A 24,161-nucleotide genomic window follows, 5' to 3' on the forward strand; every position below is an offset into this window, starting at 1 on the left:
AAGGCCGCCTTGGGTGCGTTCAACGCAACCAAGGCCACATTGGGGCGCTCGGGGACCGGGCCGCTGTCACTGAACTTCGGACGCGCGACACTAGCTGCGGTGTCTCGGGGAAGTTGGTCAACCGGCGGCTTGCCGCCGTTTAGCTGTGGGGTCGGTGGTGATGGGAGAAGCGCGGCCATCCCGGTAGCGCGGTCCGCCGGAGGGTTCCTGACGGGAGATGCGGGCGTAGGCCCATCCCTCGGCCATGGTGCGGTGGAACCGTTCGATTTCCCGTGGGTCTGTGGCCAATCTGGCCGGGTCCGTTTCGGGGTGATCGCCAGTTTGGTGCAGGTGTCACGCCAGGCGTGAGACCTGTAGGCCGACCCGTTGTCCGACAGCACACGCCCGACGGTGACGCCCCGGACGGCGAACCAGGCCACTGTCCGCCGCAGCACCGCGGTGGCGGTGGCGGCGGTCTCATCAGCGTGGACTTCGGCGTAGTCGACGCGGAAGTGGTCGTCGAGCACCGTGTGCGCGAACCCGGTCCCGATCTTGGGGCGGTGGTAGGCGATGCCGGGGTCGCCCGGCGTGGCGGCGCGGTTGCGGTCGCCTTGGGCGCGGCCGACGAACCGGGGTCCGCCGCCGTTGATCCGGCAGCGCACCAGGATCGCGTGCACCGCGGATGCGGGCAGGCCGAGCCAGCCGCCGATCCGGACTGGCCCAGCCGCTTGCGCCACCGCAGCCGCACGATTGCCCGCACGAGCCGTTCGGGGGTGCGGGCCGGGCTGTGGTGCGGGCGGCAGCCGCGGTCGGCCATCCCAGCCAAGCCGGCGCGCCCTACGCTTCTCCGCGCGCCAGCTTCGACGGCCACCAGATGCGCCGCCCGACGTCGACGGTCAGCGCCGGCACCAGCAGCGACCGCACCAGCAGGGTGTCCAGCAGCACGCCGAACGCGACGATGAACGCGATCTGGGCCAGGAACAGGATCGGGATCACCGCAAGCGCCGAAAACGTCGCCGCCAGCACCACGCCGGCCGAGGTGATCACCCCGCCCGTCAGCGACAGCCCGCGCAACGTCCCGGCCCGCGTTCCCCGCGTCAGGGCCTCCTCCCGCACCCGGGTCATCAGGAAGATGTTGTAGTCGATCCCCAGCGCCACCAGGAACACGAACCCGAACAGCGGCACCACCGGGTCCGCGCCCGGGAAGCCGAAGATGTGGTTGAACACCAGCGCCGACACGCCCATCGTCGCCGCGAACGACAGCACCACCGTGGCGATGAGCAGCAGGGGCGCCAACAACGATCGCAACAGCAGAGCCAGGACCAGGAAGATCACCAGCAGCACGATCGGGATGATCAGCGCGCGGTCGCGCTTCGACGTCTGCTGGGTGTCCAGCTGGATCGCGGTCGGGCCGCCCACCTTGGCGTTCGCCTCCGGGACCGCGTGCACCGCGTCGCGCAGGCGGGCGACGGTGGCGACCGCCGCTTCCGAGTCCGCCGGGTCCGTCAGCACCGAAAGGATCTGGACGCGGCCACCGACCTCCTTGGGGCGGCCTCCGGGGCCCGGCAACGGGAAGGACTGCGCCACTCCGTCTATTGTGGACGCCTTCAGGACCGCCGGCAGCGCGCCGGCGTCGGCGATCGTGATCGCGGGTGCGCCGAGGCCGCCCGGGAAGTGGCGGCCGAGAATGTCCTGGCCCGTCCCCGATTCGACCTCGGTCAGGAAGACGTCCGACTGCGCGGTGCCGGACGCCTTGAGCTGCGGCAGGAACGCGACGCCGATCCCCAGCACCAGGGCCGTCACCACCCAGACCGTGCGCGGCCGGCGGCCGACCAGGCGCGCCACCCGGCCCCAGATCCCGGCCGTCTCCGGGTGCGGCGAGCCCAGTGCCGGCTTGAACGGCCAGAACGCACCACGGCCGCACAGGGCCAGCGCGGCCGGCAGGAACGTGGTGGACGCCAGCAGCGCGGCGCCGATGCCGATCGCCGCGACCGGGCCCAGCCCCTTGTTGGAGTTGAGGTTGCTGAACAGCAGGCACAGCACGCCGAGCACGACGGTGCCCGCCGACGCCGCGATCGGTTCGAGCGTGGCGCGCCAGGCGAGCTTCACGGCGTCGAACCGGCTCGGCGTGTCGCGCAGCTGCTCGCGGAACCGCGCCACCAGCAGGAGCGCGTAGTCGGTCGCCGCGCCGAAGACGAGGATCGAGAGGATGCCCTGGCTCTGGCCGTTGAGCGCGAGGACGTCGTGCTTCGCCAGCAGGTAGACGACGAGGCTGGCGAGGCCGAGGGCGAACACGGCCGACAGCAGCACCAGGAACGGCAGCAGCGGGCTGCGGTAGACCGCGACGAGGATCAGCGCGACCACGCCGCCGGCGACGAGCAGCAGGATCCCGTCGATGCCGCCGAAGGCCTTGACCAGGTCGGCGATCTGCCCGGCCGGCCCGGTGACGAGCACGGTCAGGCCGTCCGGAGCGCCGCCGAGGCGCGCCCGGACCTCCTTGACGACGTCGGCGGGGTTGCCGTCGGCGAAGATCGGCACGGCGAGCTGCGCGGCCTGGTCGTCCCGCGGCGCCTGCTCCGGTTTGCCGAGCGGACCGGCCACCCCGGGCACGCGCGCCAGCTCCTGCGCCTTGACGTCGAGGAACTGCCGGTCCGCGGCGGTCAGGCCGCTCGTGCGCTCGGCGACGACGGTGGCGGGCAGCACCTGGCGCGGGGTGAACGCCTTCTGCTCGTCGGCGACCTCCGTGGCCTCGGCCGAGCGCGGTAGGAAGGCGGCGTTGTCGTTCTTCGCGACCTCGCTGAGCTTGCCGGCGAACGGCCCGCCGAACCCGCCCAGGCCGAGCCAGGCGATCACCAGCAGGGCGGGGATCAGCCAGCGGAGGCGGCGCGGGTTCTCGTTCATGGTCGCTAAGGTCCCTTCAGGCGCGAACACGCCCAATTGTTCAGCAAGCTGAACATTTTGCACGACGACCCGGAGTGATGGTGAGCACAACCCCCGAACCCGACCTCGGCACCTGGCCGACCGGCCGGCTGCTGGCGGTGGCCGCGCGGCTGGTGGAACAACGCTGGGTGGCCGTGCTCGACGGCATGGGCCTCACCCACGCGGGTCTCATCGCGCTGCACACGCTGCGTGACGGCCCGCTCCCCCAGCGGACGCTGGCCCAGCGCTGCCAGGTGACCGACCAGACGATGAGCCGCACCCTCGACCGCCTGGCCAAGGCCGGCTTCGTCAGCCGGGCCGCGGACCCGGCCGACGGCCGCCGCCAGCTGACCCGGCTGACCGCGCCGGGCCGGGCCGTGCACGAGCGGGCCGTGCGGGCCGAACCCGCGCTGCTCGGCGGCCTCGGCGACGACGACGCGTTCCGCGCCGGCCTGCTGGATCTGATCACCCGGCTGTCCGCGGGCGATTGAGAGCACGCGGTGCTGGGTAGCTCTTCCTACATGTGGATCGCGGTGAGCACCCCAGTGGCCGTCCTGATCGCCACCGTTCTGATGGAGCGGTTCGAACGCCGGTTCCGCTTGGCGCCGAGCGCCGAGACCGAACCCGGTGCGGCCCCGAGCTGAGCGGGCCCGCTCTCTCGCGTGATCCGCGTCTCACTCTCCACCGGAGAGAACCTCGAGCACCCCTTCACCGACTGACCGGGTAGCTCCGGTTCGCGGAGAACCGGGCACGAGGGAGGCAGCGATGACGCACGAAAACCAGCCGCCGAAGGGCGCGCGAGCCACGGTGCGGGTGAGCCCGAATCCCACCACGCACCGGGGCCAGGAAGTGACGATCACCGGGACCTGCGGCGGAGGCACCGGACTGAAGTCCGTGCTCGGCGGGTTTCCCGACCGGCCCGCACTGGAAAACATCCGGATCCTCGAGTCCGGGCCGGACCGGTTCGTGGCCACGGCGAACGTGGCCGGGCACATCGGCAACGGAGTGGGGCCGGTGTTCGTCGACTGCGGCGGCGAGGCGGGCGTGACGTTACTGGTCACCCACGTCTGAGGGGCACCGCTAATGGGGTACGGCAAACCCGCTCACCGGCCAAAGCCCTCAGCCGGCGAGCGGGCGCCTCGGCAATGACCGCCCTAATTCAGCAGGTCTTCCACGCGAAGTGGTAAATCGTGTCCACGCTCGCGTGTTCGGAATCCATTTCGATGTAACTGCCACCGGCCGAGGAACCGGCGTCCGCCCGCAGTTCCGCATTGATGTTCAGGTTGCGGCTCTCCCCGCACGGGGCGAACACCAGCTCGGCCACGTCGGTGGTGTCGGTGGCCCGCCACACGCCGTGGAACGGGCCGGGGAAGGTGTGCCGCACCCGGGCGGTCGGCGACGTCCCGGTGAAGTAGTAGTTGGCTTGCTCGAGCGCGCTCGCCCCGCTCTCGATGTGCGCGAAGCCGCGGTACTCCACCTCGGCGATCGCGTACGTGAATCCTTGCGGCACGTGGACGAGCACGTTGATCTGGCAGTTCTTCCGGCCTTCGAGCGCGGACACGCCGCCGCCGGCCTTCGCGGTGAAGTTCGTGTAGCGCACCGTGAACGAGGTGTTGTCGGACGCGACGTCGGCCGACGCGGTGGCCGTGCCCGCCGGGCAGCCGGAGCCGTTGATCGTCTTGATGTCGAGCGTGATCTTTTCGCTCGGGGCCGAATCCGCCGTGGCATCGACGGGAGCGACGAGGGTGGACAGAATCAATGCGCCTACGACCGACATACCGAGCATGACGCTCCTCCAAATGGGCCACGGTGCCTGGTGGTGATGATGATCGCGCGCGGAGAGGATCGTAGCGCGATCGCAACCTTTTCGACGGCCACTGAATGGAGTAACACGAACACGCAGCGAGCGCGGGAAATCCATTTCCCGCTAATTCACCTTTCCCAGGCCTCGATATTCGGGGAATCGAAGGTCAAGACGCCTGGTTCAGACCATCGACGCGGAGGGACCGGGGCGGGGTACATCCGCCGAGCAGCGCTTCGGCGTCCAGCGTCGCCGCCCCGCTCCCCCGCTCCGCGAACCGCCGCGCCACCAGTGCGCCGGCGTCCTCGACCGGTTCCGCGCGGCCGGACAGGAACGCCCATTCGTGTTCGTCGGAGCCGAAGTACAGCACCGCGCCGAACACCTCACGGAACCGCCGCCAGGATGCCCGCAGCGTCTCGTTGCGCCACAGCGTCGGGCAGCCCGCCTGGCAGGTCACCACCCCGCCCGGCGCCAGCAGGCGCGCGCAGCGGGCGAGGAAGTCCGTGCCGTACAAGCGATTGTGCTGGGCCTCCGGATCGGTGTTCTCGTCGGGGAGGTCGATGACGATCACGTCGTAGTGCTCGCCCCGGCTCTCGGCCGCGGCGAGGAACGCCCAGCCGTCCGCATAGGACACCCGGACCGGCCCGTCGCCGCGTTCGGCCCGCGCCAGCTCCGCGGGGGTGTAGCCGTAGGGCAGGTGCTCGGCGCAGGCGCGGACGGCGTCGGCGTCGATGTCCACGTGGTCGACCAGCGAAGCACCGGCGGCGACCGCGAGCTGGCTCGCGACCCCCTCGCTCGAGCCGACGACGAGCACCCGGCGCACCCGCTCGGCCAGCAGCAGCGCGGGCACCATCAGGGCTTCGTGGTACACCAGCTGGCTGGCTTCGGTGCTCTGGCGCTCGCCGTCGCAGAACAGCGAACCCCCTTGCGCCGTCGTCCCGATCAGCACCTCCTGGTACGGCGTGCGCTCGTGGAACCGCACGTCACCGACCTCCCAGACGCGGGTGAGGCCGTCGCCGACCGGTTCGTGGATCAGGGGCATCAGCGTTCTCCCCGGTGGAGGACCGACAGGTGGACCGAAGCGGCGTGCAGCGAGGTCGCCAGCAGCCGCAGGGCGTGCTCGGGATCGGCGCGTTCCCCGCAGGTGAACACGTCGGCGAAGAGCGACCCGTGCTCCGGGTAGGTGTGGACGGACGCGTGCGACTCGGCCAGCAGCGCGATCACCGTGGCGCCCTGGGGCGCGAACCGCTGCGCCACGACGTCGAGGACCGTCGCGCCCGCTTCCGTCACCGCGGCCCGCAGCAGCTCCCCGAGGCGCACCGGGTCGTCGAGCAGGCCCGGGTCGACGCCGTGCAGCTCGGCGAGCACGTGGCGCCCGGTGAACCGGCCGACGTCAGGCATCTCCCCACCGCCCGACGCAGTACGTGCGCAGCGGCTCGATCCCGTTGAACGCCACCGACGCGTAGCTCGCGGTGTAGGCCCCGGTGCCCGGCAGGTCGAGCCGGTCACCGGTCCGCAGCGAGCGGGGCAGTGCGTACCGCGTCCGCTGGTAGAGCACGTCGTCGCCGTCGCAGGTGGGGCCGGCGAGCACCACCGGCCCGCTCGGGCCGTCGTGCCCGCCCACCGGCTCGAAGCGGTAGGCGATCGCTTCGTTCTCGGCCTCGGCAAGGCCGTTGTAGCGGCCGATGTCGAGGTACACCCAGCGCCGGCCGTCCCGGTCGGCGACCAGCACGACCTCGGTCCGCAGCAGGCCGGCGTCCGCGACGAGGACGCGCCCGGGCTCGAGCAGCACTTCCGGGCGCCCGGCCGGGAAGGCCGAGTCGAGCGCCGCCCCGATCGTCGCCGCGTACGCGGCCAAGGACGGGACGGCGGTGCGGTGGGCGGTGGCGAAGCCGCCACCGAGGTTGAGCCGCGTCATCTCGACGCCGTGCGCCGCGGCCTCGGCGAACAGCTTGGCCGCCGTGGCGACCCCGATCTCCCAGGCGGTGACGTCCGGTTGCTGCGAGCCGACGTGGAAGGCGATCCCGGGCCGCAGCCCCAGCGCGGCCGCGCGCAGCACCAGGTCGAGGGCCTCGGCCGGGGCGCAGCCGAACTTCCGGCCGAACGGCGTCGCCGACGCCGGCGCGTCGAGCACGATGCGGATCGACACCGCCGCGCCCGGCGCGTACCGGCCCAGGTGGTCGACGTCGGCGGGCGCGTCCGAAGTGAACTCGCGGACGCCGCGTTCGAACGCGAAGGCGATGTCCCGCGGTTTCTTGATCGGGTTCCCGTAGGCGATCTCCCCCGGGCCGGCGCCGCGGGCGAGGCACAGCTCGAGCTCCGCCGGCCCGGCCACGTCGAAGCCGATCCCGGCCGCCACCAGCGCGTCGAGCACCGGCGGCGCCGGGTTGGCCTTGACCGCGTACCGGATCAGCGCGCCGGGGAACGCCGCGCCGAACTCCGCCGCCCGGGCCGCGACGGCGTCGGTGTCGACGACCAGGCACGGCGTCGGCGGGTCGCGCTCCTCGAGGAAGCGGCGGATCCGGGTGAAGTCGGCGCACACGGCGCCAGTGTCGCAAACGGCGTCAGACGAACCGCCAGAGGTGGTCCGGCGACCCGTTGTCGTCCCACTGGGTGACCTGCGCGCCGTCCGCCGTGGACTGCTGGTCGACCGCCAGCACCTTGCCGCTGCGGACGTTGACGAGCTTCGACCAGCCGTCGCCGGCGTCGACGATCCGCCAGTTGTGGTCGGGGGTGCCGTTGTCCTGGTACTGCTGGACGTGGGCGCCGTTGTCGAGGCTCTGGTCGTGCACGGCGAGGACCTTGCCGCTGTTGCGGTTGACGATCCGGACCGTGCCGTCGCCGCTGTCCACGACGGCCCAGAGGTGGTCGGCGGTGCCGTTGTCCGACCACTGCGTCACCTCGACGATGTCGCCCAGGGACATGTTCGAGACGGCCAGGACCTTGCCCGACCGCTGGTTCTGCAGCTTCCGCCACACGGTCGTCGACGCGGCCGGGCGGGTCAGCAGCGCCAGGTAGCCGCCGGCGACCGGGCGGGCCTGGAAGCCGCGCTGGGTGGCGTCGGCGACGACGTACCAGTCGCTGAACGGCACGCGCTGGGGCGTGGTGTTCGCGTAGCTGTAGACGCCCTCGACGAGGGTGGTGCGGATGTTCGGCTGGTCGGTCAGCCACGCCGCGGTCCACAGCTCCCAGTCGGCCTTCGTGTAGTTGTTGCGCGGGTCGAGCACGACGCCGTGGGCGCCCGCGCGGGCCTGGTACCAGGCGGCCTCCTGCGCCGCGACGCCGACCGGGACCAGGTCGAGGCCGAGCACGCGGTCGGCGAAGCCGTTGTACTTCAGGCTCCAGGTGCCCGGCTGGTCGTAGGCGAGGCGCAGGTGCTGGCCGTCCTCGGCGAGCGTCACCCACTGGCTGACGTAGCCGCGGGAGATCGACCGGTATCGCTGCACGTCGGCCGCGTTGCCGGTCGCGGCGGCGAGCACCCCCATCGCCCCGATGCCGATGATCCCCTTGAGCGCGAGGTTCGCGCTGTGGGCGATGAACCCGGTGAAGTCGTCGGTCTGGTTCTGGAAGCCGGGGTCGAGGGTGTTGCCGACCAGGTACTCCGCCCACTGCCGGAGGATCCGGTAGTGCGCGGTGACGAACGCGCTCGCCTCCGCCGCGGGCAGCCGCTGCACCAGGGCGGCCGCCATGATCAGCAGGTTCGCCGACTCCTCGACCGGCATGCTCTCCTCGTTGCCGTCGTTGTGCCCGGTCGCGTCCGGGTAGTGCGTGCCGAGGTCGTGTTCGGCGAACGCCATCGGCCAGCCGCCGCGCTCGGCGTAGTCGAGCAGGGGCTCCAGCAGCAGCCGCAGGTAGGTGGGCGAGAGGTAGAGGTAGGCGGGGAACGCCGGATAGGTGACGTCCACTGTGGACATGTTGCCGTTCGAGGAGATCTCCTTGAGGAACGCCCAAGGCGCGCCGCCCCGGTCGACCAGCTCCGTGCCGCCGAACGCCTGGCGCAGGGCGAGCGCGCAGATCCCGGCGTAGTGCTCGCCGGTACCGCCGCCCCCGGCCGCGGCGACGGCGTCGTCGTGCAGCCGCTGGTCGATCGCGGTGGCGGCCGACAGCGCGGCGGCGTAGTCGTTCGCGAACCACACCACCATGTCTTGCCAGCTGCCCCAGTAGTGCGTCCACCAGGGGCGCAGCTCGGTGCCGAGGTAGCGGACGGCAGGCGTGCGGACGTGCCCGATCGCGAGGGTGAACGGGGTCGCCGTGCCGCCGGCCGGGATCGTGCCGAGGTTCTTGTTGAACGCCAGCACCGGCCAGCGGTCGTTGATCGCGCGTGGCTGCGCGGTGTCGCTGGTGTTGCCCAGGGCGCCCTGGCCCGCCGACGCGGCCCGCACGACGGTGTCCGGCCCGATCTGCCAGCTGACGCCGGCCGCCGGCGCGGCCAGCACGAGCGAGCCCCAGCTCGCCTGGTCGCCGTTTTCCTGCAGCACGCCCGGGCTCGCCGGGGTGCAGCTGAGCAGGGTGTAGCCGGATGCTTGCTGCTGCTGCCAGGTGACCGGGGTGGCGGAGTTGCCGTGCACCCACTCGGCGGAGGTGTCGAAGTGCAGGTCGACGGCGTGCGCGCGGCCGTCGGCGCTCGCGGCCTGGATCGTGACGTACCCGAACGGGACGCACTGGCGTTGCAGGTTGGCCGGGTCGACCGGGGAGAAGAACGTGACGGTGAGGTTCACGCCGCCGCCGGTGAGCACGTAGCTCGAGCGGGTGCCGGTGACCTGCAGGCTCACCTGCGTCATCGGGGTCAGGGCCGGCCCGGACGGCAGGGCGGGCGCGCCGGCGAAGACGTAGGCGGCGCCGTCGATGCGCGCGAGGCCGCACAGCGCGGTGACGTGCCCGGTCCAGAAGCTCGACCAGGTGCCGGGGAGGGTGTCGGCGGCCTGCCAGGTCGACAGGTAGGGCGAGCGGACGATCAGCGGGGTGGCGGGCGGCCGGATCGGGCTGAAGGTCCCGGCGGCAGCGGCGGTCCCGGGCAGCCAGAGAGCGGCGGCGACGGCGGCGGCGGTGCCCCCGGCGAGCCGGAGCAGATCGCGGCGGGTGAGGTGATCGCGTTCTCGGGAGGACATCGGTGGCCCCTTCCAACGGCGGGCGAGCCGGGCAGGGACTTTTTTACATCGTTGGTACAACGTTGTAAATCCGCCGAAGGGTCGGTGGGTCCGGGGTGCGGACCAGCGGAGCCACAGGTCCGGTGCGGTTTTGCTGCCTGCTCGCGGGTGGGGGCGGCCGAGCGGGCTGGGCTCGGGCCGCTCGGGCTGCTCCGGTGCAAGTGCCCCTGGGCGGCTTCAGGCGCCGGCTCGGTCTCGATGCCGCTCGCGGGCGGCAGCGGCCGAGCGGACCGGACCCGGGCCGCGCGGCCGCCCCCGGTGCAAGTGCCCCTGGGCGGCTTCAGACACCGGCCGCCGCGGTTGCTCAAGCCGTCCGGCTCGGGCGGTCCGAGGGCGGCCACACGTACGGCAAGTCCGGCGGCACTCCCGGGAACCGCGGGCCGTAGTGGTCCGGGTCCTTCCGCACCAGCGCCGACTGGTGGCTGCGGTGGAGCGCTTCGTCGCCCAGCCACGGCGGCACGTCACCCGCCGCCGTGAGCTCGGCCTGCGTGCGGACCTCGCGACTGCCCACCGATCGGGTGAACTCCTCCCCCAGCTTCCCCGCGCACGTGTCCGCCGCGCCCAGCTCGCACCACACCGCGCAGACCTCGAGGCCATACCGCGTCAACGCCTCCTCGTACCCGGTCCACATCTTCGCCGCCGGGTGGTGGCGCCAGCCGTAGCCGGGCACGACGAGCGCGCGCAGCACCTGGAGCGTCTCCACGCGCTGCTTGCCGAGCCGGCGGCGGTCGAGCGTGCGGGCGCTGGCGGTGAAGTCGGCGCACGGCAGGAACGTCTGCATCCGGGCCGGGTACCCCGGCGCCCGCCCGCCGATGCGGGCAAGATCCGCCCGCGCCGGCCGCGGCCCCGACCGCGGGTGCGGGGCCGCGAAGGCGACGGTCACCGGGGGCCGCTGGACCCCCGGGTCGTGACGGCCGCTTCCGGTTCGACGCTCACCCGCGGGCGCAGGGGCCGGGCTTCGAGGCCCTCGACGTCGATCACCAGGAACCAGTGGGCGTTGGCCGGAATGTGGATCTTGAACATCGGTGCGGTGGCCACCCCGCCGTGCATCCGGTAGTACTGCCGGCGCCGGTAGGCCTGGAAGTTGACCGCGGTCAGCAGCCTGACGTTGGCCATCGCGTCCAGGCGGACGGTGACCACCGCGTCTCTTCGCACCTTTCCCAGGTCGAACACGCTCGCTTCCATTTCGTCCCTCTTCCACGCGTGGTTGTTCGATTCGAGTACGACGGTCGCGGGCAGCGCGGATCGCGCCGCGCAGCACACGACGGCGGAAGATCGGAACGCGACTAACCGGGCCCGGTGCCCGGTTCGGAGGGCCGCCACAGCGGCACGAAGTCCCCGTGCGTCCAGGGGGACGCCCGGAAGTGGTGCGGAACGTGACCCGCGGCCAGGAAGGCGGGCGGGAAGCTCGAGCCGCCGCCGGAGACGACGTCGGAGGAGGACACCGGCACGCCGGGATGCGCCGGGGGTTGCCCGGGACGGTGGCCGCCGAGCCGGGAGGCGGGGTGGCGAGCCGCACCTCGGTGCGGACCGGCTTCGGCGGTGGCGGCGGTCGCGGTTGCCCGGGCGCAGGCGGGACTGACTGGCTGCGCCTGCGCGTCGGCGGCCGCGGGGCCGCCGGCCACGGTGGGAACGAGCTGCTGGTTGGCCGGCGGGCTGGTCACCACCCGGGCGAGCGGGAGCACGGCCTGCACGGCGAAGCCGGCCTCGGGCGCCGCGGCGAACTCGGCCACCGGAGCCCCGGCGCCCGGGGTGAGGAGGTCGGTCAGGGCGGGAGAAGCGGTGCCGAGCACGGGCCGGGCGACGGGCGCCACGACGCTGCCCAGGGCGTCGACGAGCCCGGTCAAGGGCGCGGCAACGAGCGGTTCGACGACCGCGGCGGCGGTCTTGGCCAGCGGGGAGAGCAGCGCCTTCGCGGCGCTCGCGACGGGCTCGATCACCGGCACGGCCGAGCGCACCACAGGCCCGGCAACGGCACCGGCGGTCGCGCTCACCGGAGCGACCACCGCCCCCACGGCTCGAGTCACGGGCCCGGCAGCACGCACGGTTCCCGACACCGGCGCTAGAACGGCGGCAGTGGTTCCGCGCAACGGCGAGGCAACCGCCCCAACGACACGCGCCACCGGCGCAGCCGAGCTCACGACCCCGGACACCGGCTCCACAACCGAGGCAGTGGTCTCACGCAGCGGCGCGGTAACCGTCCCGACGACACGCGCCACCGGCGCAGCCGAACCCGCCACCCTCGACACCTGCGGCACAACGGCGGCGGTGGTCTCGCGCAGCGGCGCGGCAACCAGCCCAACAGCTCGCGCCACCGGCTGCGCGGCACGCACAACTCCCGACACCGGCTCCACAACCGCGGCAGTGGTCTCACGCAACGGCGAGGCAACCACCCCCGCAGCCCGCGCCACCGGCGCAGCCGAACCCGCCACCCTCGACACCTGCGGCACAACGGCGGCGGTGGTCTCACGCAACGGCGCGGCAACCAGCCCAACAGCTCGCGCCACCGGCTGCGCAGCACGCACAACTCCCGACACCGGCTCCACAACCGCGGCAGTGGTCTCACGCAGCGACGAGGCAACCACCCCCGCAGCCCGCGCCACCGGGACAGCCGAACGCACCACTCTCGACACCGGCGCCACAGCAGCCGCACCCGAAGCGCCAGGCGCAGCAGCCACTCCAGCGGCGCGCGTCACCGGCCCGCTCGCCGTTCCAGGAGGCACCAGCGCCTTGCCCGCGCGCGAATCCGGCCGCGCAGCCGCCACCGCATCAGCGACCGGTCGCGAGAGCCGAGTGGCCGCCCGTTGCCCGCCCCGGGGCACAGCATCGACCTTCGCCTGCGAGGCATGGTCCGGCGGGGCCAGCACACCCACCACCGCCCCGATCGGATCGACGGCCCCAGGCACGCCCGAGGGCGCCGCGTCGGCGTTGCCGGACGTCAGCCATGACACCAGCCAGAAGCCCGCCACGGCTCCCGCCAGCACCAGCAGCCGGCGAGCGGCGACGGACGCGCCGCCCACCTCGCGAGCCCGGGTCACGTCGGCGAACCTCCACGATGAGAACAGGCCTGGGACGTACCCTCCAACGCCGCGGGTCACACCCCTGCTACGGGCCGTCCGGCGCGACCACTCTTCCGGCCTAGTCGCGAAACCGAATCGAGACTCCAGTCGGGTGAGGTCGATGGACCGGGTGACCGCTCGGCGATACCTCCGCCGAATTCAAGCTTCCTGCGCCCGCCGCTGTCCCGAGAGCGTGCCGAGCGCCGTGACGCCGTGCTGCAGGCCTTCGCGGAACGTCGCGCGCTGGCCCGGGCTCAGGTCGGCCAGGAGCGCGTTTTCCAGCTCCACGACCGCCGGCGCGCACCCCGCGAGCAACTCGCGTCCGGCGTCGGTGAGGCCGGCCAGCAGGACCCGCTTGTTGCCCGCTTTGGGAGTCCGCGCGATCAGGCCGCGCTTTTCCAGTGTCAGCACCATTTCGTGCATGGTCTGCGGCCGCAGGAACGACCGGCGGGCCAGCTGCGCCGAGGACAGCGCGCCGCTGGCTTCGAGCACGGTCAGCGCCGTGTACTGCAGCGTGGTGAGCCCGAGCGGCCGCAGGGCGTCGTCGAGCAGGGCCCTGATCACCAGCTCGAGCCGTTTGACCAGGTAAAGGGTCAACGGCGCGCCGGCGGGGTGCTCCTGGGCGGAGGTGCTCACGGCGCCCATCATGACACGCGGCCGCCGCTATGCTCCGATCATGGACCTCGGTCGGCAGACGCGCGTGCGGCAGGCGTTCGACACCTTCTTCGGGGCCGCGGAACCGCCGTCGGACGACCACGTCCTCGAGCTCTTCCACCGCACCGCCGAAACCGTGCCCGCGTACCGGAAGTTCCTGCGGGAACACGGGATCGAGCCGCAGACCGTGCACACGATGGCCGACTTCGCGCGGCTGCCCCTGACCGACAAGGCCGGCTACCACCGGAAGTACCCGCTGCCCGAACTGTGCCGCGGCGGCACGTTCGACGAGCTCGACATGATCGCCGTCTCCTCGGGCTCCAGCGGCCATCCGACCGTCTGGCCGCGGGCGCTCGAGGACGAACTGCACGTCGCCCGCCGCTTCGAGCAGGTGCTGGTCGACGCCTTCGGCGCCGATCGGCGCCGCACCCTCGCCGTCGTCTGCTTCCCGCTCGGCACCTGGGTCGGCGGCCTGTTCACCACGGCGTGTGTGCGGCACCTGGCCGCCAAGGGTGCCCCGATCACCGTCGTGGCGCCCGGCAACAACAAGGCGGAGATCCTGCGGGTACTGCCCGAGCTCGCCCCGCACTTCGACCAGGTGGTGCTGCTGGGCTATCCGCCGTTCGTCAAGGACGTCGTCGACACCGGCCTGGCCGAAGGCGTCGACTGGCCCGCGTACGCGATCAAGCTGGTGCTGGCGGGCGAGGTGTTCAGCGAGCAGTGGCGGGAGCTGGTGGCCCGGCGCGCCGGGATCGCCGACCCGGTCCGCGACATCGCGTCGCTGTACGGGACGGCCGACGCGGGGGTGCTCGGCACCGAAACCCCGCTTTCGGCGAGCATCCGGCGGTTCTTCGCCGGCCACCCGGAGCCGGCCCGCGAGGTCTTCGGCGACGCGCGCCTGCCGACGCTGGTGCAGTACGACCCGGCGAGCCGGTTCTTCGAGGCGCACGAGGGCACCCTCGTCTTCTCGGCGGACGGCGGCATCCCGCTGATCCGCTACCACATCGCCGACGACGGCGGGGTCCTGCCGCACGCCGAGCTGCTCGCCCACTGCGCCCGGCACGGCTTCACCCCGCCGCCGGGTCCGGAGCTGCCGTTCGTGTACGTGTTCGGCCGCTCGCTGTTCACGGTGTCGTTCTTCGGCGCGAACGTCTACCCGGAGAACGTCACCGTCGGCCTGGAGCAGCCCGGCATCAGCGACACGGTGACGGGCAAGTTCGTCATCGAGTCGGTCGAGGACGCCGACCGCGACCGCCGGCTGCGCGTCACCGTCGAGACGGCGCCGGGCGCCACCGCCGACGCCGGCCGGATCGCGGCGGCCGTGCGGGCCCAGCTGGTCCGGCTGAACAGCGAGTTCGCGCACTACGTCCCGGCGGAGCGGCAGCTGCCGGACGTCGTCCTGCGCCCGGCCGGCGACCCGGAGTACTTCCCGGCCGGCGTCAAGCACCGCTATACGCGACCGTCCTAGCGCTACTTCCGGCCGATGGCTATCCTGCGCGGATCACCGGGTCGTCGCCCGGAGATCCGCATGCCGTCACGCAGGGGGCGATCTCATTCCGAGCGTCGAGGAAAACCACCACCGCTGGGCGAACTACGAATGGTCCGGCCAGGGTGATGAATGGTCGGTCGGCTACGGCGGCACCGAGAGCATGTGGTCGTGGGCGATTCAGCCGAGGATCAGTCCCTTCCTGCCGTCGGCGCACACCCTGGAGATCGCGCCCGGGTTCGGCCGCGCGACGCAGTTCCTCCTGCCCGCCAGCGCGAAGCTGACCTTGGTCGACCTCGCCGAGCCGTGCATCGAAGCCTGCAAAAAGCGCTTCGCGGACCACGAAAACGTCGAATACCACGTGAACGACGGACGATCACTCGACATGGTCGCCGACGACACGATCGACTTCGTGTTCAGCTGGGATTCCTTGATCCACGTCGAAGATGACGTGATCGAAGGCTACCTGGCGCAGCTCGGCCGCAAGTTGCGGCCCGGCGGCACCGGCGTCTTCCACCATTCCAACATGGACTCCTACCGGGATCAGAAGACCGGGGAGCTCACGATCGGGAACGAGCACTGGCGCGCGACGAGCATGTCGGCCGCCAAGTTCCAGCGGTTCTCGGCGGCGGCCGGCCTGCGGTGCGTCGCCCAGGAGCTGATCCCGTGGGGCGGCACCGACTTCACCGACTGCATCTCGGTGTTCCGGCGTGAGGCCGGGCGGTCCCGGCGCCACCGCACCACCCAGATCCGCAACGACCGCTTCTTCGAGCAGGTCCAGCAGCGGCGAGCGGCGGAAATCCGCGAGGTGACCAGCCTCTACCGCGACGCCGCCTGACCGGCGGCCCGGTCCGGTCCGGTCCAGTTCGGACCGGTCCAGTTCGGACCGGTCCAGTTCGGACCGGACCGGGCGCCGTCGGCTGCCGACGCGCTAAGGACGCGCAAGCTTGCGAAACCGTTCGCGGCGCTCGTCGGCCGACGAGCCGTCGGCGATGTCGTCGTCGAACCACGAACACAGCGCCGCCCACAGCTCCGCGCGGGCCGCGAAGTCGTCCGCCGCCCCCGGGGGCTGCTCGAGTTCCGCCACGTCCGCCACCAGGTGGTCCAGGCGGCGGTCGCACAGGCGGACGTACTCGCGCACGACGATGTTCGCGTCGAGGCCGGTCTTCGCGCGCGGGCCCGCCGCGCCGCGCAGCTGGGCGTGCAGGCTTTCCTCGCAGTACCGCGGGAAGCCGGAGATCGAGCCCGGGTAGCCGCAGTCGGCCGCCCACTCGCGGAACGCGCAGATCGCCTGGTAGCGCGTGTACCAGTCCTGTTTCCCGGCCGCCAGGTTCGCCAGCTTCCGCCAGGCGTCGCGGTCGGCCGAGCGCCAGCGGTCGACGGTGCGGCCGTCCGGCGGCGGGCCCTCGTCGAGCGCCCGGACGCGCCAGAAGTGCGCCCGGCAGCCCGCGATCTCGGCGACGAGCCGGCGGACGTACCCGACCTGCTCCCAGACGTGGGCGCGTTGCGGCCGCAGCGGTGCCGCGCGGTCCGGCGAGAACGTCACCATCTCGAACACCCGGAACAGCTCGTGCCCGCGCAGGGCCGCCAGGTCGGGGTCCTCCCCCATCACCCAGGAACGGCGCTCCGGCAGCCGCCCGCTGTGGCTGATCGTCGCCGCGTGGTAGAGCTCGCGGACCGCGCGGCGGGCCACCTCGTCCCGCGATTCGCCGAGCAGGCGCGGGTTGCGCGCGCGGTCGCGCAGGTCGCGTTCGCCGCGCGGGCCGACTTCGAGCATCGCCACGGCGTACACGCTCGCCGCGTTGTAGCACTCTTCCCACGAGCGGCGGGGTCCGGCGGCTTCGACGGTGGCGTCGAGCGCGCCCGGGTCCGGCGGCCAGCGCCGGTCCGGGCAGACGTCGGCCAGCCGGACGCGGCTGCCGGGATAGGCGGGCTGGGGCTCGGGCACCGCGCCGGTGGTCGGCTCGACGTCCGCCATCGCGCGCCGCACCACCGACCAGACCAGGGACAGGTCGAGCGCGCGGTTCGTCAGCTGCTGCCAGCTGCGGCGCCAGCGGCGGCCGAACCGCCGGTAGTCCTCGATGAGCCGTTCGATCTCGTACTGCGACAGCGCGCCGAAGTACGACCGCATCTCCGCGGCGCGCTGGTTGTACTCAGCCAGCTGCGCCGGGGTCGCCTCGCTGACCAGGAGTTCCTCGACCGGCACGCGCAGCACGCGCCGGTGCAGCTCGAGCCGCTTCTCCCGCGGGATCGCGTACGGCCGCGTCCGGACGTCGAGGTCGACGTACCGGCGGAAGCGCAGCTCGATCGCCGCCCGCAGTTCGGCGCGGCGCTGCGCCCGCGCGTCGCCGGGGGCGCCCGCGGTGGTGCGGCGCACCCACCAGGACCCGGCCACGGAGTCGCCGTGGCCGAGCACGAGGGCGTGCCGGTAGCGGGCGATGAGCAGGGCGACGTCGCGGTCGCGACCGGCGTGGCGGGGCTGGCGGGCGAAGTCGGGGCCGATCCACCAGCGGGCCAGCCGCGGGTGTCCCCGGCTGCAGACGGTGATCACGTCGTCGTAGGTGGCGAGGGCGTCGAGGTGCAGGTCGAGCTGCTCCTGCAGGGCGGCGATCTCGAGCCGGATGTAGACGTTGGCCGGGTCGAGGCTGACCGCGCGGTAGTACTCGGCGAGGGCCTCGTCGTAGCGGCGGTAGGCGATGAAGTGATTGGCGCGCTGGTAGGCGTCGAACAGCTCGCACGGGATCTTCGCGCCGCGCCAGGCGGCCCAGTGGATGTTCGTGCGGACGTAGGCGCTGCGCGGGATGACCAGCGCGGCCACGGAGTTGGCCGCGCGGTGCAGCACGCGCGCCCAGTTCGCGTCCTCGATCACCAGCGGGCTCGCGGCGAAGCGCGGGACGCGCACGAGTTCCAGGATGAGCTGGTGGCGGCCGGGGGTGTTGCCGGGCCGGACGGTGCCGGTGACGGTGAACGCGGCCGGGGGCTGGGCGAGCCGGATCAGCTTGGTGACGGCCTTCCACCAGCCCTCCGCCGCGTCGCCGGCGTGCTCGACGATCTGGAGGAAGTCGTAGGAGCTGCCGGCGCCCGGGACCGGCGTCGGGGTGTAGAGGCGGGAGTCGTTGAGGAACCGCTTGAAGGTGGCGGTGAGCTCGACGGCGGAGTCGATCTCGCGGTCGTGGCTGCCTTCGGGCCGCTCGTCGACGAACACCCGGATGTCGATCTGGTTGGCCCGGTAGGCGGCGGACTCCAGCCGCGCCTTGCCGGTGAAGTAGAGCGTCAGGACGGCGGAGACGAGCACCACGGACGTCTGCAGGACGGTCCAGGTGATCACGGTGGCGACCTTCGGGTCGCGCACGAACGTCCAGGCCTGGAAGAACGGCAGGTACGGCACGACGGCGAAGCCGGCCGCGACGAGCCCGGCCGCCACCGCCGCCAGCCACCACCGGATCCGGTGCGCAGCGGGCAGTTCGGCCTGGTCGAAACCCCCGAGCCGACGCGCGTGCATCAGCGATCACCCCCTCGTGTCAGATTACTCGCAGAGGGAGTGCGTTGCGTTACGGCCCGTTATCCGCGAGCTCGGCGATCACCTGGGCGTGGCAGGGTGCGGGGACGCACCAGCAGCCGAGCCGGCGGCCGCGGAGCCCGGGCAGCAGCGCGAGCAAGTCCGGCCGGGACAGCAGGTGCTCGCGGTACTTCGCGACCACGTCCTCGCGCGTGCCGTCCGGACCCGGCCGGAACGGGCTGGCCAGCTTCGACCCCGCGAGGTGCCAGCCCCCGCGGTGCACGGCCCGCCCGACGTAGACGACGTCGGCGTAGCCGGGATCATCCCGGTGACCCTTCAGGTTGACGACCGTGGTCGGCATGCGGCCCTCCGGCACGGCGTCACCTCCGGTGACCCCGGTCGTCCGTTGTCCACCGAGTACCTCTCCATCCGGTTACACCCGATGGTTCATCTAGTGCAGATGCACTATGCTGAAGGCTCACGGCTGAGCCGTCAGCCGCTGCCGGACGTTCCGCGCCCGGGCCGGCAGGCTGCCTCACGTCCGGCATCCCCGGCCCGCAACGTCCGGTCCGCTCCCGCTGCCCGATGAAAGGGTGTGTCGCGATGGTTCCGGAACCACGCTCGGCCGACCACCAGCTCACCGCCGACTGGCTGACCGCCGGCGGCCACATGTCCGTGCGCGTGCGTTCCACCGGCACCCGCACCCTGCTCGTCGAGGTGAGCGGCGAGGTCGACCTCGGCACCGCCCGCCGACTCGACGCGGTCCTGCAGGACCGCGTCGACGGCGATGTCGGGGAACTCGTCATCGACCTCCGCGGCGTCACGTTCTTCTCCGTCGCCGGGCTGAACTCGCTGCTGCGCGCCCAGCTGCTCGCCGACTCGGCCGGAGCCCTTCTCACCGTCGACGCCGGGCGGTCCCGCGCGGTGCGGCGGCTGTTCACGCTGCTGCCGACCGACTTCGACAGCGTCGCGAACGTCCGCCCGGTCCCGTGACCGCTCATCCGGCGGCCTGACGGCCCAGCCGCCGGACGGCTTCGACGATCGCCGCGTTCGGCACGCCTTTCACCAGGTACTCGGTGACCCCGGCCGCGGCGAGCCCGGCGATCGAGGCCCGGTCGGCGTAGGCGGAGAAGGCCAGGATGGCGGTGCCCGGGCTGCGCCGGGCGATCTCGCGGGCCGCCCGCGCCCCGCCGCCGCCCGGCATCCGGACGTCGAGGACGGCGACCGCGGGCCGGAGCCGCTCGGCGAGCCGGATCGCCTCGTCGGCGTCGCCGGCCACCCCGACCACGGCGATGTCGGCCTCGGAGTCCAGGACCTCCTTCAGGACGTCCCGGATCATCCCGTCGTCGTCGGAGATCAGCACGCTCAGCTCGGTCACGGTTCGAGCTCCGTCGCGTCGGGCAGCAGGGGGAGCCAGAACTCGACGACGGTGCCCACGCCGGGCCTGCTGTCCACGGAGAGCCAGCCGTGCGCGGCTTCGGCGCGTTCGTGCATCTCGACCAGCCCGAAGTGGCCGGCGCCGGCGTCGTCCCCGGCCGTGCCGACCCCGTCGTCGGTGATCCGCACCAGGGTACCGTTGTCCACAGTGGACAGTGTGACGCCGACCCGGGTGGCGCGCGCGTGCTTGTGGACGTTGCTGAGCGCCTCCTGGCAGATCCGGTACACGGTGATCGCCGCTTCGGGGGACGGCTCGGCGGTGAGCTCGTCCCGCACCTCGTGCGCCAGTCCCCAGCGGCCCGCGACGTCGTCGGTGTAGGCGGAGACCGCTTCGACCAGGCCTTGCTGGTCGAGTTCCGGCGGTCGCAGCCGGGAGACCAGGCCGCGCAGCCGGGCGACCGCGGCGGTGACCGACTCGTCGAGGGTGCCGATGGCGCTCGCGTGCGGTTCCGGCAGCCGCGAGGCCAGCAGCTGCAGGCGCATGCCGACGGCGACCATGGACTGGATCGACTCGTCGTGGACGTCCCAGGCGATCCGGCGCCGCTCCACCTCCTGGGCCTCGACGAGGTGCCCGACCAGCCGGCGGCGTTCGCGCAGGGCCTGCTCGGCGTTGCGGCGTTCGGTCATGTCGCGGGTGACCTTCCCGAAGCCGTGCAACCGCCCGTGCTCGTCGTACAACGCCGTGATCACCACATTCGCCCAGAACCGCGTGCCGTCTTTCCGCAGCCGCCACCCCTCGTCCTCCAGCCGACCCTGCTCGACCGCGACCTCCAGCTCCCGCGCCGGCTTCCCCGCCGCCACGTCCTCAGCCGGGTAGAACACCGAAAAATGCTGCCCGATGATCTCCGCGGCCGTGTACCCCTTGATGCGCTGGGCGCCGGCGTTCCAGCTCGAAATGTGTCCCCCGGTGTCCAGCATGAAGATGCCGTAGTCCTGGACGCTCTGGACGAGCAGGCGGAACCGTTCTTCGCTCTCCCGCAGCGCCAGCTCGGCCGTGCGGCGTTCGGTCACGTCCCGGGTGACCTTCCCGAAGCCGTGCAACCGCCCCTGCTCGTCGTACAACGCCGTGATCACCACATTCGCCCAGAACCGCGTGCCGTCCTTGCGCAGCCGCCACCCCTCGTCCTCCAGCCGACCCTGCTCGACCGCGACCTCCAGCTCCCGCGCCGGCTTCCCCGCCGCCACGTCCTCAGCCGGGTAGAACACCGAAAAATGCTGCCCGATGATCTCCGCGGCCGCATACCCCTTGATGCGCTGGGCCCCCGCGTTCCACGTCGAGATCCGGCCCTCGGTGTCCAGCATGAAGATCCCGTAGTCCAGTACTCCCTGCACCAGCAGGCGGAACCGGTCGTCGTCCATGCGGCAACTCTGCCGGATCGCCGGCCGCCCGGCACGACCACCGGCCGCGGCTCAGCCCGCGAACTCGGCGGCCGTGGCGGGCAGGACGCACCAGACCACCTTCCCGCGGCCGTGACGGGCGGTCCCGCGCACCGAGGACAGGCGGTCGACGAGCACGAGACCCCAGCCGCCGTCGGCCCCCGCGGGCCGCCGGACCGGCGGGGCCGGGTTGTCGTCGAAGACTTCGACGCGGACGTCCGCGCCGTCCACGCTCAGCCGCAGGACCGGGTCACCACCGCCGTGGCGCAGCGCGTTGGCCGCGAGCTCGGTGACGACCAGCAGCGCGTCGTCGATGGCGACGGCGGCGGTCCAGGCGAGCAGGACGAGCCGGGTGAACCGGCGAGCGATGGCCAGGCCGCCCGTCGAGTCGGTCAGCACGCATTCCGCGGTCAGCGGGCCTGGGATGTTCACGCTGCCAGCCTGCTCGCCGGGCACCGGGCGGCGCGAGATGCAAAAGCCCCCACCCGGCTGATGCAGGTGCATCAGCCGATGAGGCCCTCCCGGCGGGCCACCGCGACGGCTTCGAGCTTCGACCGCGCGCCGAGCTTCTCCAGCACGCGCTGCACGTGGTTGCGCGTGGTGTTGCGGGAGACGCCCAGCCGGCGGCCGATCTCGTCGGTGGTGGCGCCTTCGGCGAGCAGGTCGAGGGTTTCGCGTTCCCGCGCGGTGAGCGCCGCGCCCGCGCCAAGGCCCCGGCCGGCGAGCCGGTCGAAGACGCCGGGCAGCAGCTCCGGGTCGAAGACCACGCCACCGGCGGCCACGTCCCGCACCGCGGATTCCAGCACGCCGAGCTGGGCGGACTTCAGCAGCAGCCCCGCGCCGCCCGCCTTGGCGACCTGCACGGCGACCGCGGGCGTCGCGTCACCGGTCAGCACCAGCACCCGCGCACCCCCCGCATCGAGCTGCGCGATGACGCCGATGGCGTCACCGTCGGCGAGCCGCCGGTCCAGCACCACGACGTCCGGGGCGTGCTCGCTCGCGTAGGTCACCGCCTCCGCCCGGGAACGCGCCCGGCCGACCACGGTGATCCCGTCGGCGCGGTCGAGGGCCAGCTGCAGCGCCTCCGCGACCATGTCGTGGTCCTCCACCAGCAGGACCCGGACGGGACGGGGCTCATCGGCGCTGCTCACGGTGTTCCCTCACTCCGGTGGTGACTGACCGCCCATCCTAGGCGCCCGCCGGTCACCAGGCGGCGGAACTCGGCCGCAGCAGTCCTTCGGGCCCGGTGACCGGCAGCCAGTCGACGAGGTCCTCGTGGTGGCCCGCCGCGCGGAACACCGGCGGCCGGAACGAGCCGGCGGGCAGCCCGGCGACCCGCAGCACCTCGAGGAACCGGGCGACCACGCGCGGTGGGGGCAGGACTTCCGGGCCGCCGAGGTAGGCGAGCGCCTTCGCCGCACCGCCGCCCACCGGCTCGACGACCGCCGACCAGCCGTGCACCTCGTCCCAGATGAGGGCCAGGTCGTGCCCCGGCAGGTCCGGCAGGGTGCGGTCGAGGGCGACGTACCCGGACGTGGGCACGTCGAGGTCGAGCGAACACGATTCGAAGCCGACACCGACCGCCCGGGCGACCCGAGCGAGGTAAGCACGCAGCCCCCGGGCGAAGTGGTACTCGATGTCCCTGCCGAAGCCGATGAGCGTGTTCATGGTTCCGCCTCCCGCACCCGCTGCAGGCGCGGAATACCCGATTCGGGCAGCGATCACACTTTCGTGGTTATTCTTCGATCGCCCCGCCGACGGCGCGGAGGTGCGCGCGGAAAGTCAAGGACGGATCCGTTTCCCGCGCCGCAAGGAATTCACCGAATCGCACTTGCTGCCGCAACGGTTCGCCGCCGCGGATCCGGTCGGCCTGGCGGCGTTCGGTGTCGCGGATTCCTTCGGCGAGGGTGAACAATTCACCCGCGCGGGCGAGCGGGACGAAGAGGACGCCGTCGTCGTCGCCCAGCACGAGGTCCGGCGGGCAGATCCGCCAGGTCCCGACGATCGCCTCGGCCAGCCCGCCGTCGACGCGGGGGCCCAGGCTGAGCGGGCCGGTGGGCAGAGAGCCGAGGCTGAACACCGGCAGCCCGATGGCGCGGATGTCCGCGGTGTCGCGGTGCAGGCCCCAGATCACCACCCCGGAGAGCCCGGCGGCACGCGCCTCGAGGACGACGAGGTCGCCGACGCAGCTTTCGTCGAGCCGGCCACCGTTGTCGACCACCAGGACGCCGCCTTCGGGGGCGTCCTCGAAGGCTTCGAGGAAGACGTCGACGCTGCCGACGTGCCGGGCTGGGACAGCCGGGCCGAACAGGCGGCTGCCCGGCACCACCGGGCGCGTCGGCGCCGGTGCGCAGCGCACCGGGAGCCCGGCGCGGATGCACGCGTCGGCGAGGTGGGCGGTGGTCAGCGTCGCGAAACGCTGTCTGAGATCGTCCATGCCCCGAACTTAGCCAGCATCGCCGGTCTCCCCGCTCAGCCACGCCAGGTACTCGGCGCTGCCGCCGACGATCGGGGTGGCGATCACCTCCGGCAGGTCATAGCCGTGCAGCTGCCGCAGGCGTTCGGTCAGCGCGGGCACGCGGCCGGCGGTCGTCTTGATCTCCACCCGCCACTCCTGATCGGTCCGTACGGCGCCCTCCCACCGGTAGACGCTGGTGATGGGGCCGACGACCTGGGCGCAGGCGCCGAGCCGGGCGGCCACCGCCTGCGCGGCCAGCTCCCGCGCCGCCGCTTCCGAGTCCGTCGTGGACGTCACGATCACGTGTTCTGCCGCCATGACGCCGAGGCTACCCAGGGTTTCACC

24 protein-coding genes and 1 pseudogene are annotated in these 24,161 nt (G+C 72.6%); 5 read left to right on the forward strand and 20 right to left on the reverse strand.

The window, feature by feature from the left end:
- Nucleotides 1–139: 139 nt before the first annotated feature.
- Both AB0M30_RS38005 and AB0M30_RS38010 read right to left on the reverse strand, forming a co-directional pair.
- A pseudogene (locus AB0M30_RS38005) lies at nt 140–796 on the reverse strand (DDE-type integrase/transposase/recombinase); the annotation flags it as partial.
- A 20-nt stretch (nt 797–816) separates the two neighbouring features.
- Nucleotides 817–2,880, reverse strand: coding sequence for an MMPL family transporter (locus AB0M30_RS38010; protein ID WP_364594483.1), 2,064 nt, complete (start codon nt 2,878–2,880; stop codon nt 817–819).
- A 77-nt stretch (nt 2,881–2,957) separates the two neighbouring features.
- Between AB0M30_RS38010 and AB0M30_RS38015 the strand changes: the two genes are divergently transcribed.
- Nucleotides 2,958–3,389, forward strand: a complete 432-nt coding sequence (locus tag AB0M30_RS38015) for a MarR family transcriptional regulator (RefSeq protein ID WP_364594486.1) — start codon at nt 2,958–2,960, stop codon at nt 3,387–3,389.
- Between the two features lie 274 nt (nt 3,390–3,663).
- Nucleotides 3,664–3,969, forward strand: coding sequence for a hypothetical protein (locus AB0M30_RS38020; RefSeq protein WP_364594489.1), 306 nt, complete (start codon nt 3,664–3,666; stop codon nt 3,967–3,969).
- A gap of 88 nt (nt 3,970–4,057) precedes the next feature.
- Here AB0M30_RS38020 and AB0M30_RS38025 read toward each other — a convergent pair whose 3' ends face one another.
- From AB0M30_RS38025 to AB0M30_RS38065, 9 genes are all read right to left on the reverse strand, one after another.
- Nucleotides 4,058–4,684: a DUF4360 domain-containing protein gene (locus tag AB0M30_RS38025; RefSeq protein WP_364594492.1), complete on the reverse strand. Its 627-nt coding sequence runs from the start codon at nt 4,682–4,684 to the stop codon at nt 4,058–4,060.
- Nucleotides 4,685–4,868: 184 nt separating this feature from the next.
- A complete protein-coding gene (locus AB0M30_RS38030; protein WP_364594495.1) occupies nt 4,869–5,741 on the reverse strand; it encodes a spermidine synthase in 873 nt (290 codons plus the stop codon).
- Complete coding sequence (gene speD / locus AB0M30_RS38035; RefSeq protein ID WP_091311046.1) at nt 5,741–6,100, reverse strand: adenosylmethionine decarboxylase; 360 nt, start codon at nt 6,098–6,100, stop codon at nt 5,741–5,743. The genes AB0M30_RS38030 and speD overlap by 1 nt, the downstream gene beginning before the upstream one ends.
- Nucleotides 6,093–7,241: a type III PLP-dependent enzyme gene (locus AB0M30_RS38040; RefSeq protein WP_364594498.1), complete on the reverse strand. Its 1,149-nt coding sequence runs from the start codon at nt 7,239–7,241 to the stop codon at nt 6,093–6,095. The genes speD and AB0M30_RS38040 overlap by 8 nt, the downstream gene beginning before the upstream one ends.
- A gap of 22 nt (nt 7,242–7,263) precedes the next feature.
- Complete coding sequence (locus AB0M30_RS38045) at nt 7,264–9,807, reverse strand: DUF5127 domain-containing protein (protein WP_364594501.1); 2,544 nt, start codon at nt 9,805–9,807, stop codon at nt 7,264–7,266.
- Nucleotides 9,808–10,150: 343 nt separating this feature from the next.
- On the reverse strand, nt 10,151–10,627 hold the full coding sequence (locus tag AB0M30_RS38050) for an MSMEG_6728 family protein (protein WP_364594722.1): 477 nt from the start codon (nt 10,625–10,627) through the stop codon (nt 10,151–10,153).
- Between the two features lie 98 nt (nt 10,628–10,725).
- Nucleotides 10,726–11,019, reverse strand: coding sequence for a DUF1883 domain-containing protein (locus tag AB0M30_RS38055; RefSeq protein WP_360181118.1), 294 nt, complete (start codon nt 11,017–11,019; stop codon nt 10,726–10,728).
- 113 nt (nt 11,020–11,132) lie between these two features.
- On the reverse strand, nt 11,133–11,840 hold the full coding sequence (locus tag AB0M30_RS38060; protein WP_364594504.1) for a hypothetical protein: 708 nt from the start codon (nt 11,838–11,840) through the stop codon (nt 11,133–11,135).
- 1,224 nt (nt 11,841–13,064) lie between these two features.
- Nucleotides 13,065–13,553 (reverse strand): MarR family transcriptional regulator, encoded by a 489-nt coding sequence (locus AB0M30_RS38065; RefSeq protein ID WP_364594507.1) that lies wholly within the window; start codon nt 13,551–13,553, stop codon nt 13,065–13,067.
- A 28-nt stretch (nt 13,554–13,581) separates the two neighbouring features.
- On the opposite strand from AB0M30_RS38065, the gene AB0M30_RS38070 reads away from it, so the two are divergent.
- Together AB0M30_RS38070 and AB0M30_RS38075 are read left to right on the forward strand one after the other, a co-directional pair.
- Nucleotides 13,582–15,027 (forward strand): phenylacetate--CoA ligase family protein, encoded by a 1,446-nt coding sequence (locus tag AB0M30_RS38070; RefSeq protein WP_364594510.1) that lies wholly within the window; start codon nt 13,582–13,584, stop codon nt 15,025–15,027.
- Nucleotides 15,028–15,208: 181 nt separating this feature from the next.
- Entirely contained in the window at nt 15,209–15,883 is a 675-nt protein-coding gene (locus AB0M30_RS38075; RefSeq protein WP_364594513.1) for a class I SAM-dependent methyltransferase, read from the forward strand.
- Nucleotides 15,884–15,976: 93 nt separating this feature from the next.
- Here AB0M30_RS38075 and AB0M30_RS38080 read toward each other — a convergent pair whose 3' ends face one another.
- Nucleotides 15,977–18,547, reverse strand: a complete 2,571-nt coding sequence (locus AB0M30_RS38080) for a hypothetical protein (RefSeq protein WP_364594516.1) — start codon at nt 18,545–18,547, stop codon at nt 15,977–15,979.
- A gap of 49 nt (nt 18,548–18,596) precedes the next feature.
- A complete protein-coding gene (locus tag AB0M30_RS38085; protein WP_364594725.1) occupies nt 18,597–18,905 on the reverse strand; it encodes a DUF4326 domain-containing protein in 309 nt (102 codons plus the stop codon).
- Nucleotides 18,906–19,147: 242 nt separating this feature from the next.
- Between AB0M30_RS38085 and AB0M30_RS38090 the strand changes: the two genes are divergently transcribed.
- Nucleotides 19,148–19,537 (forward strand): STAS domain-containing protein, encoded by a 390-nt coding sequence (locus tag AB0M30_RS38090; RefSeq protein WP_364594519.1) that lies wholly within the window; start codon nt 19,148–19,150, stop codon nt 19,535–19,537.
- A gap of 4 nt (nt 19,538–19,541) precedes the next feature.
- Here AB0M30_RS38090 and AB0M30_RS38095 read toward each other — a convergent pair whose 3' ends face one another.
- From AB0M30_RS38095 to cutA, 7 genes are all read right to left on the reverse strand, one after another.
- Nucleotides 19,542–19,922, reverse strand: a complete 381-nt coding sequence (locus AB0M30_RS38095) for a response regulator transcription factor (protein WP_364594522.1) — start codon at nt 19,920–19,922, stop codon at nt 19,542–19,544.
- Nucleotides 19,919–21,340: a PAS domain S-box protein gene (locus tag AB0M30_RS38100; protein ID WP_364594525.1), complete on the reverse strand. Its 1,422-nt coding sequence runs from the start codon at nt 21,338–21,340 to the stop codon at nt 19,919–19,921. The genes AB0M30_RS38095 and AB0M30_RS38100 overlap by 4 nt, the downstream gene beginning before the upstream one ends.
- A 51-nt stretch (nt 21,341–21,391) precedes the next feature.
- A complete protein-coding gene (locus AB0M30_RS38105; RefSeq protein ID WP_364594528.1) occupies nt 21,392–21,790 on the reverse strand; it encodes an ATP-binding protein in 399 nt (132 codons plus the stop codon).
- A 71-nt stretch (nt 21,791–21,861) separates the two neighbouring features.
- A complete protein-coding gene (locus tag AB0M30_RS38110) occupies nt 21,862–22,509 on the reverse strand; it encodes a response regulator transcription factor (RefSeq protein ID WP_364594531.1) in 648 nt (215 codons plus the stop codon).
- Between the two features lie 52 nt (nt 22,510–22,561).
- Entirely contained in the window at nt 22,562–23,026 is a 465-nt protein-coding gene (locus AB0M30_RS38115; RefSeq protein ID WP_364594534.1) for a DUF6292 family protein, read from the reverse strand.
- Nucleotides 23,027–23,093: 67 nt separating this feature from the next.
- Entirely contained in the window at nt 23,094–23,795 is a 702-nt protein-coding gene (locus tag AB0M30_RS38120) for an RraA family protein (RefSeq protein WP_364594537.1), read from the reverse strand.
- A 9-nt stretch (nt 23,796–23,804) separates the two neighbouring features.
- Nucleotides 23,805–24,134, reverse strand: coding sequence for a divalent-cation tolerance protein CutA (cutA, locus tag AB0M30_RS38125; protein ID WP_364594540.1), 330 nt, complete (start codon nt 24,132–24,134; stop codon nt 23,805–23,807).
- Nucleotides 24,135–24,161: the final 27 nt, after the last annotated feature.

It is taken from the genome of Amycolatopsis sp. NPDC051716 (genome assembly GCF_040681595.1).
In the GTDB taxonomy this organism is placed as follows: Bacteria; Actinomycetota; Actinomycetes; order Mycobacteriales; family Pseudonocardiaceae; genus Amycolatopsis.

Bases quoted from the DNA above. Each gene is read 5' to 3' on its own strand.
- AB0M30_RS38010 (WP_364594483.1), bottom strand. From the start codon at position 2,880: ATGAACGAGAACCCGCGCCGCCTCCGCTGGCTGATCCCCGCCCTGCTG.
- AB0M30_RS38015 (WP_364594486.1), top strand. From the start codon at position 2,958: ATGGTGAGCACAACCCCCGAACCCGACCTCGGCACCTGGCCGACCGGC.
- AB0M30_RS38020 (WP_364594489.1), top strand. From the start codon at position 3,664: ATGACGCACGAAAACCAGCCGCCGAAGGGCGCGCGAGCCACGGTGCGG.
- AB0M30_RS38025 (WP_364594492.1), bottom strand. From the start codon at position 4,684: ATGCTCGGTATGTCGGTCGTAGGCGCATTGATTCTGTCCACCCTCGTC.
- AB0M30_RS38030 (WP_364594495.1), bottom strand. From the start codon at position 5,741: ATGCCCCTGATCCACGAACCGGTCGGCGACGGCCTCACCCGCGTCTGG.
- speD (WP_091311046.1), bottom strand. From the start codon at position 6,100: ATGCCTGACGTCGGCCGGTTCACCGGGCGCCACGTGCTCGCCGAGCTG.
- AB0M30_RS38045 (WP_364594501.1), bottom strand. From the start codon at position 9,807: ATGTCCTCCCGAGAACGCGATCACCTCACCCGCCGCGATCTGCTCCGG.
- AB0M30_RS38050 (WP_364594722.1), bottom strand. From the start codon at position 10,627: ATGCAGACGTTCCTGCCGTGCGCCGACTTCACCGCCAGCGCCCGCACG.
- AB0M30_RS38065 (WP_364594507.1), bottom strand. From the start codon at position 13,553: ATGATGGGCGCCGTGAGCACCTCCGCCCAGGAGCACCCCGCCGGCGCG.
- AB0M30_RS38070 (WP_364594510.1), top strand. From the start codon at position 13,582: ATGGACCTCGGTCGGCAGACGCGCGTGCGGCAGGCGTTCGACACCTTC.
- AB0M30_RS38075 (WP_364594513.1), top strand. From the start codon at position 15,209: ATGTGGTCGTGGGCGATTCAGCCGAGGATCAGTCCCTTCCTGCCGTCG.
- AB0M30_RS38080 (WP_364594516.1), bottom strand. From the start codon at position 18,547: ATGCACGCGCGTCGGCTCGGGGGTTTCGACCAGGCCGAACTGCCCGCT.
- AB0M30_RS38085 (WP_364594725.1), bottom strand. From the start codon at position 18,905: ATGCCGACCACGGTCGTCAACCTGAAGGGTCACCGGGATGATCCCGGC.
- AB0M30_RS38090 (WP_364594519.1), top strand. From the start codon at position 19,148: ATGGTTCCGGAACCACGCTCGGCCGACCACCAGCTCACCGCCGACTGG.
- AB0M30_RS38100 (WP_364594525.1), bottom strand. From the start codon at position 21,340: ATGGACGACGACCGGTTCCGCCTGCTGGTGCAGGGAGTACTGGACTAC.
- AB0M30_RS38115 (WP_364594534.1), bottom strand. From the start codon at position 23,026: ATGAACACGCTCATCGGCTTCGGCAGGGACATCGAGTACCACTTCGCC.
- AB0M30_RS38120 (WP_364594537.1), bottom strand. From the start codon at position 23,795: ATGGACGATCTCAGACAGCGTTTCGCGACGCTGACCACCGCCCACCTC.
- cutA (WP_364594540.1), bottom strand. From the start codon at position 24,134: ATGGCGGCAGAACACGTGATCGTGACGTCCACGACGGACTCGGAAGCG.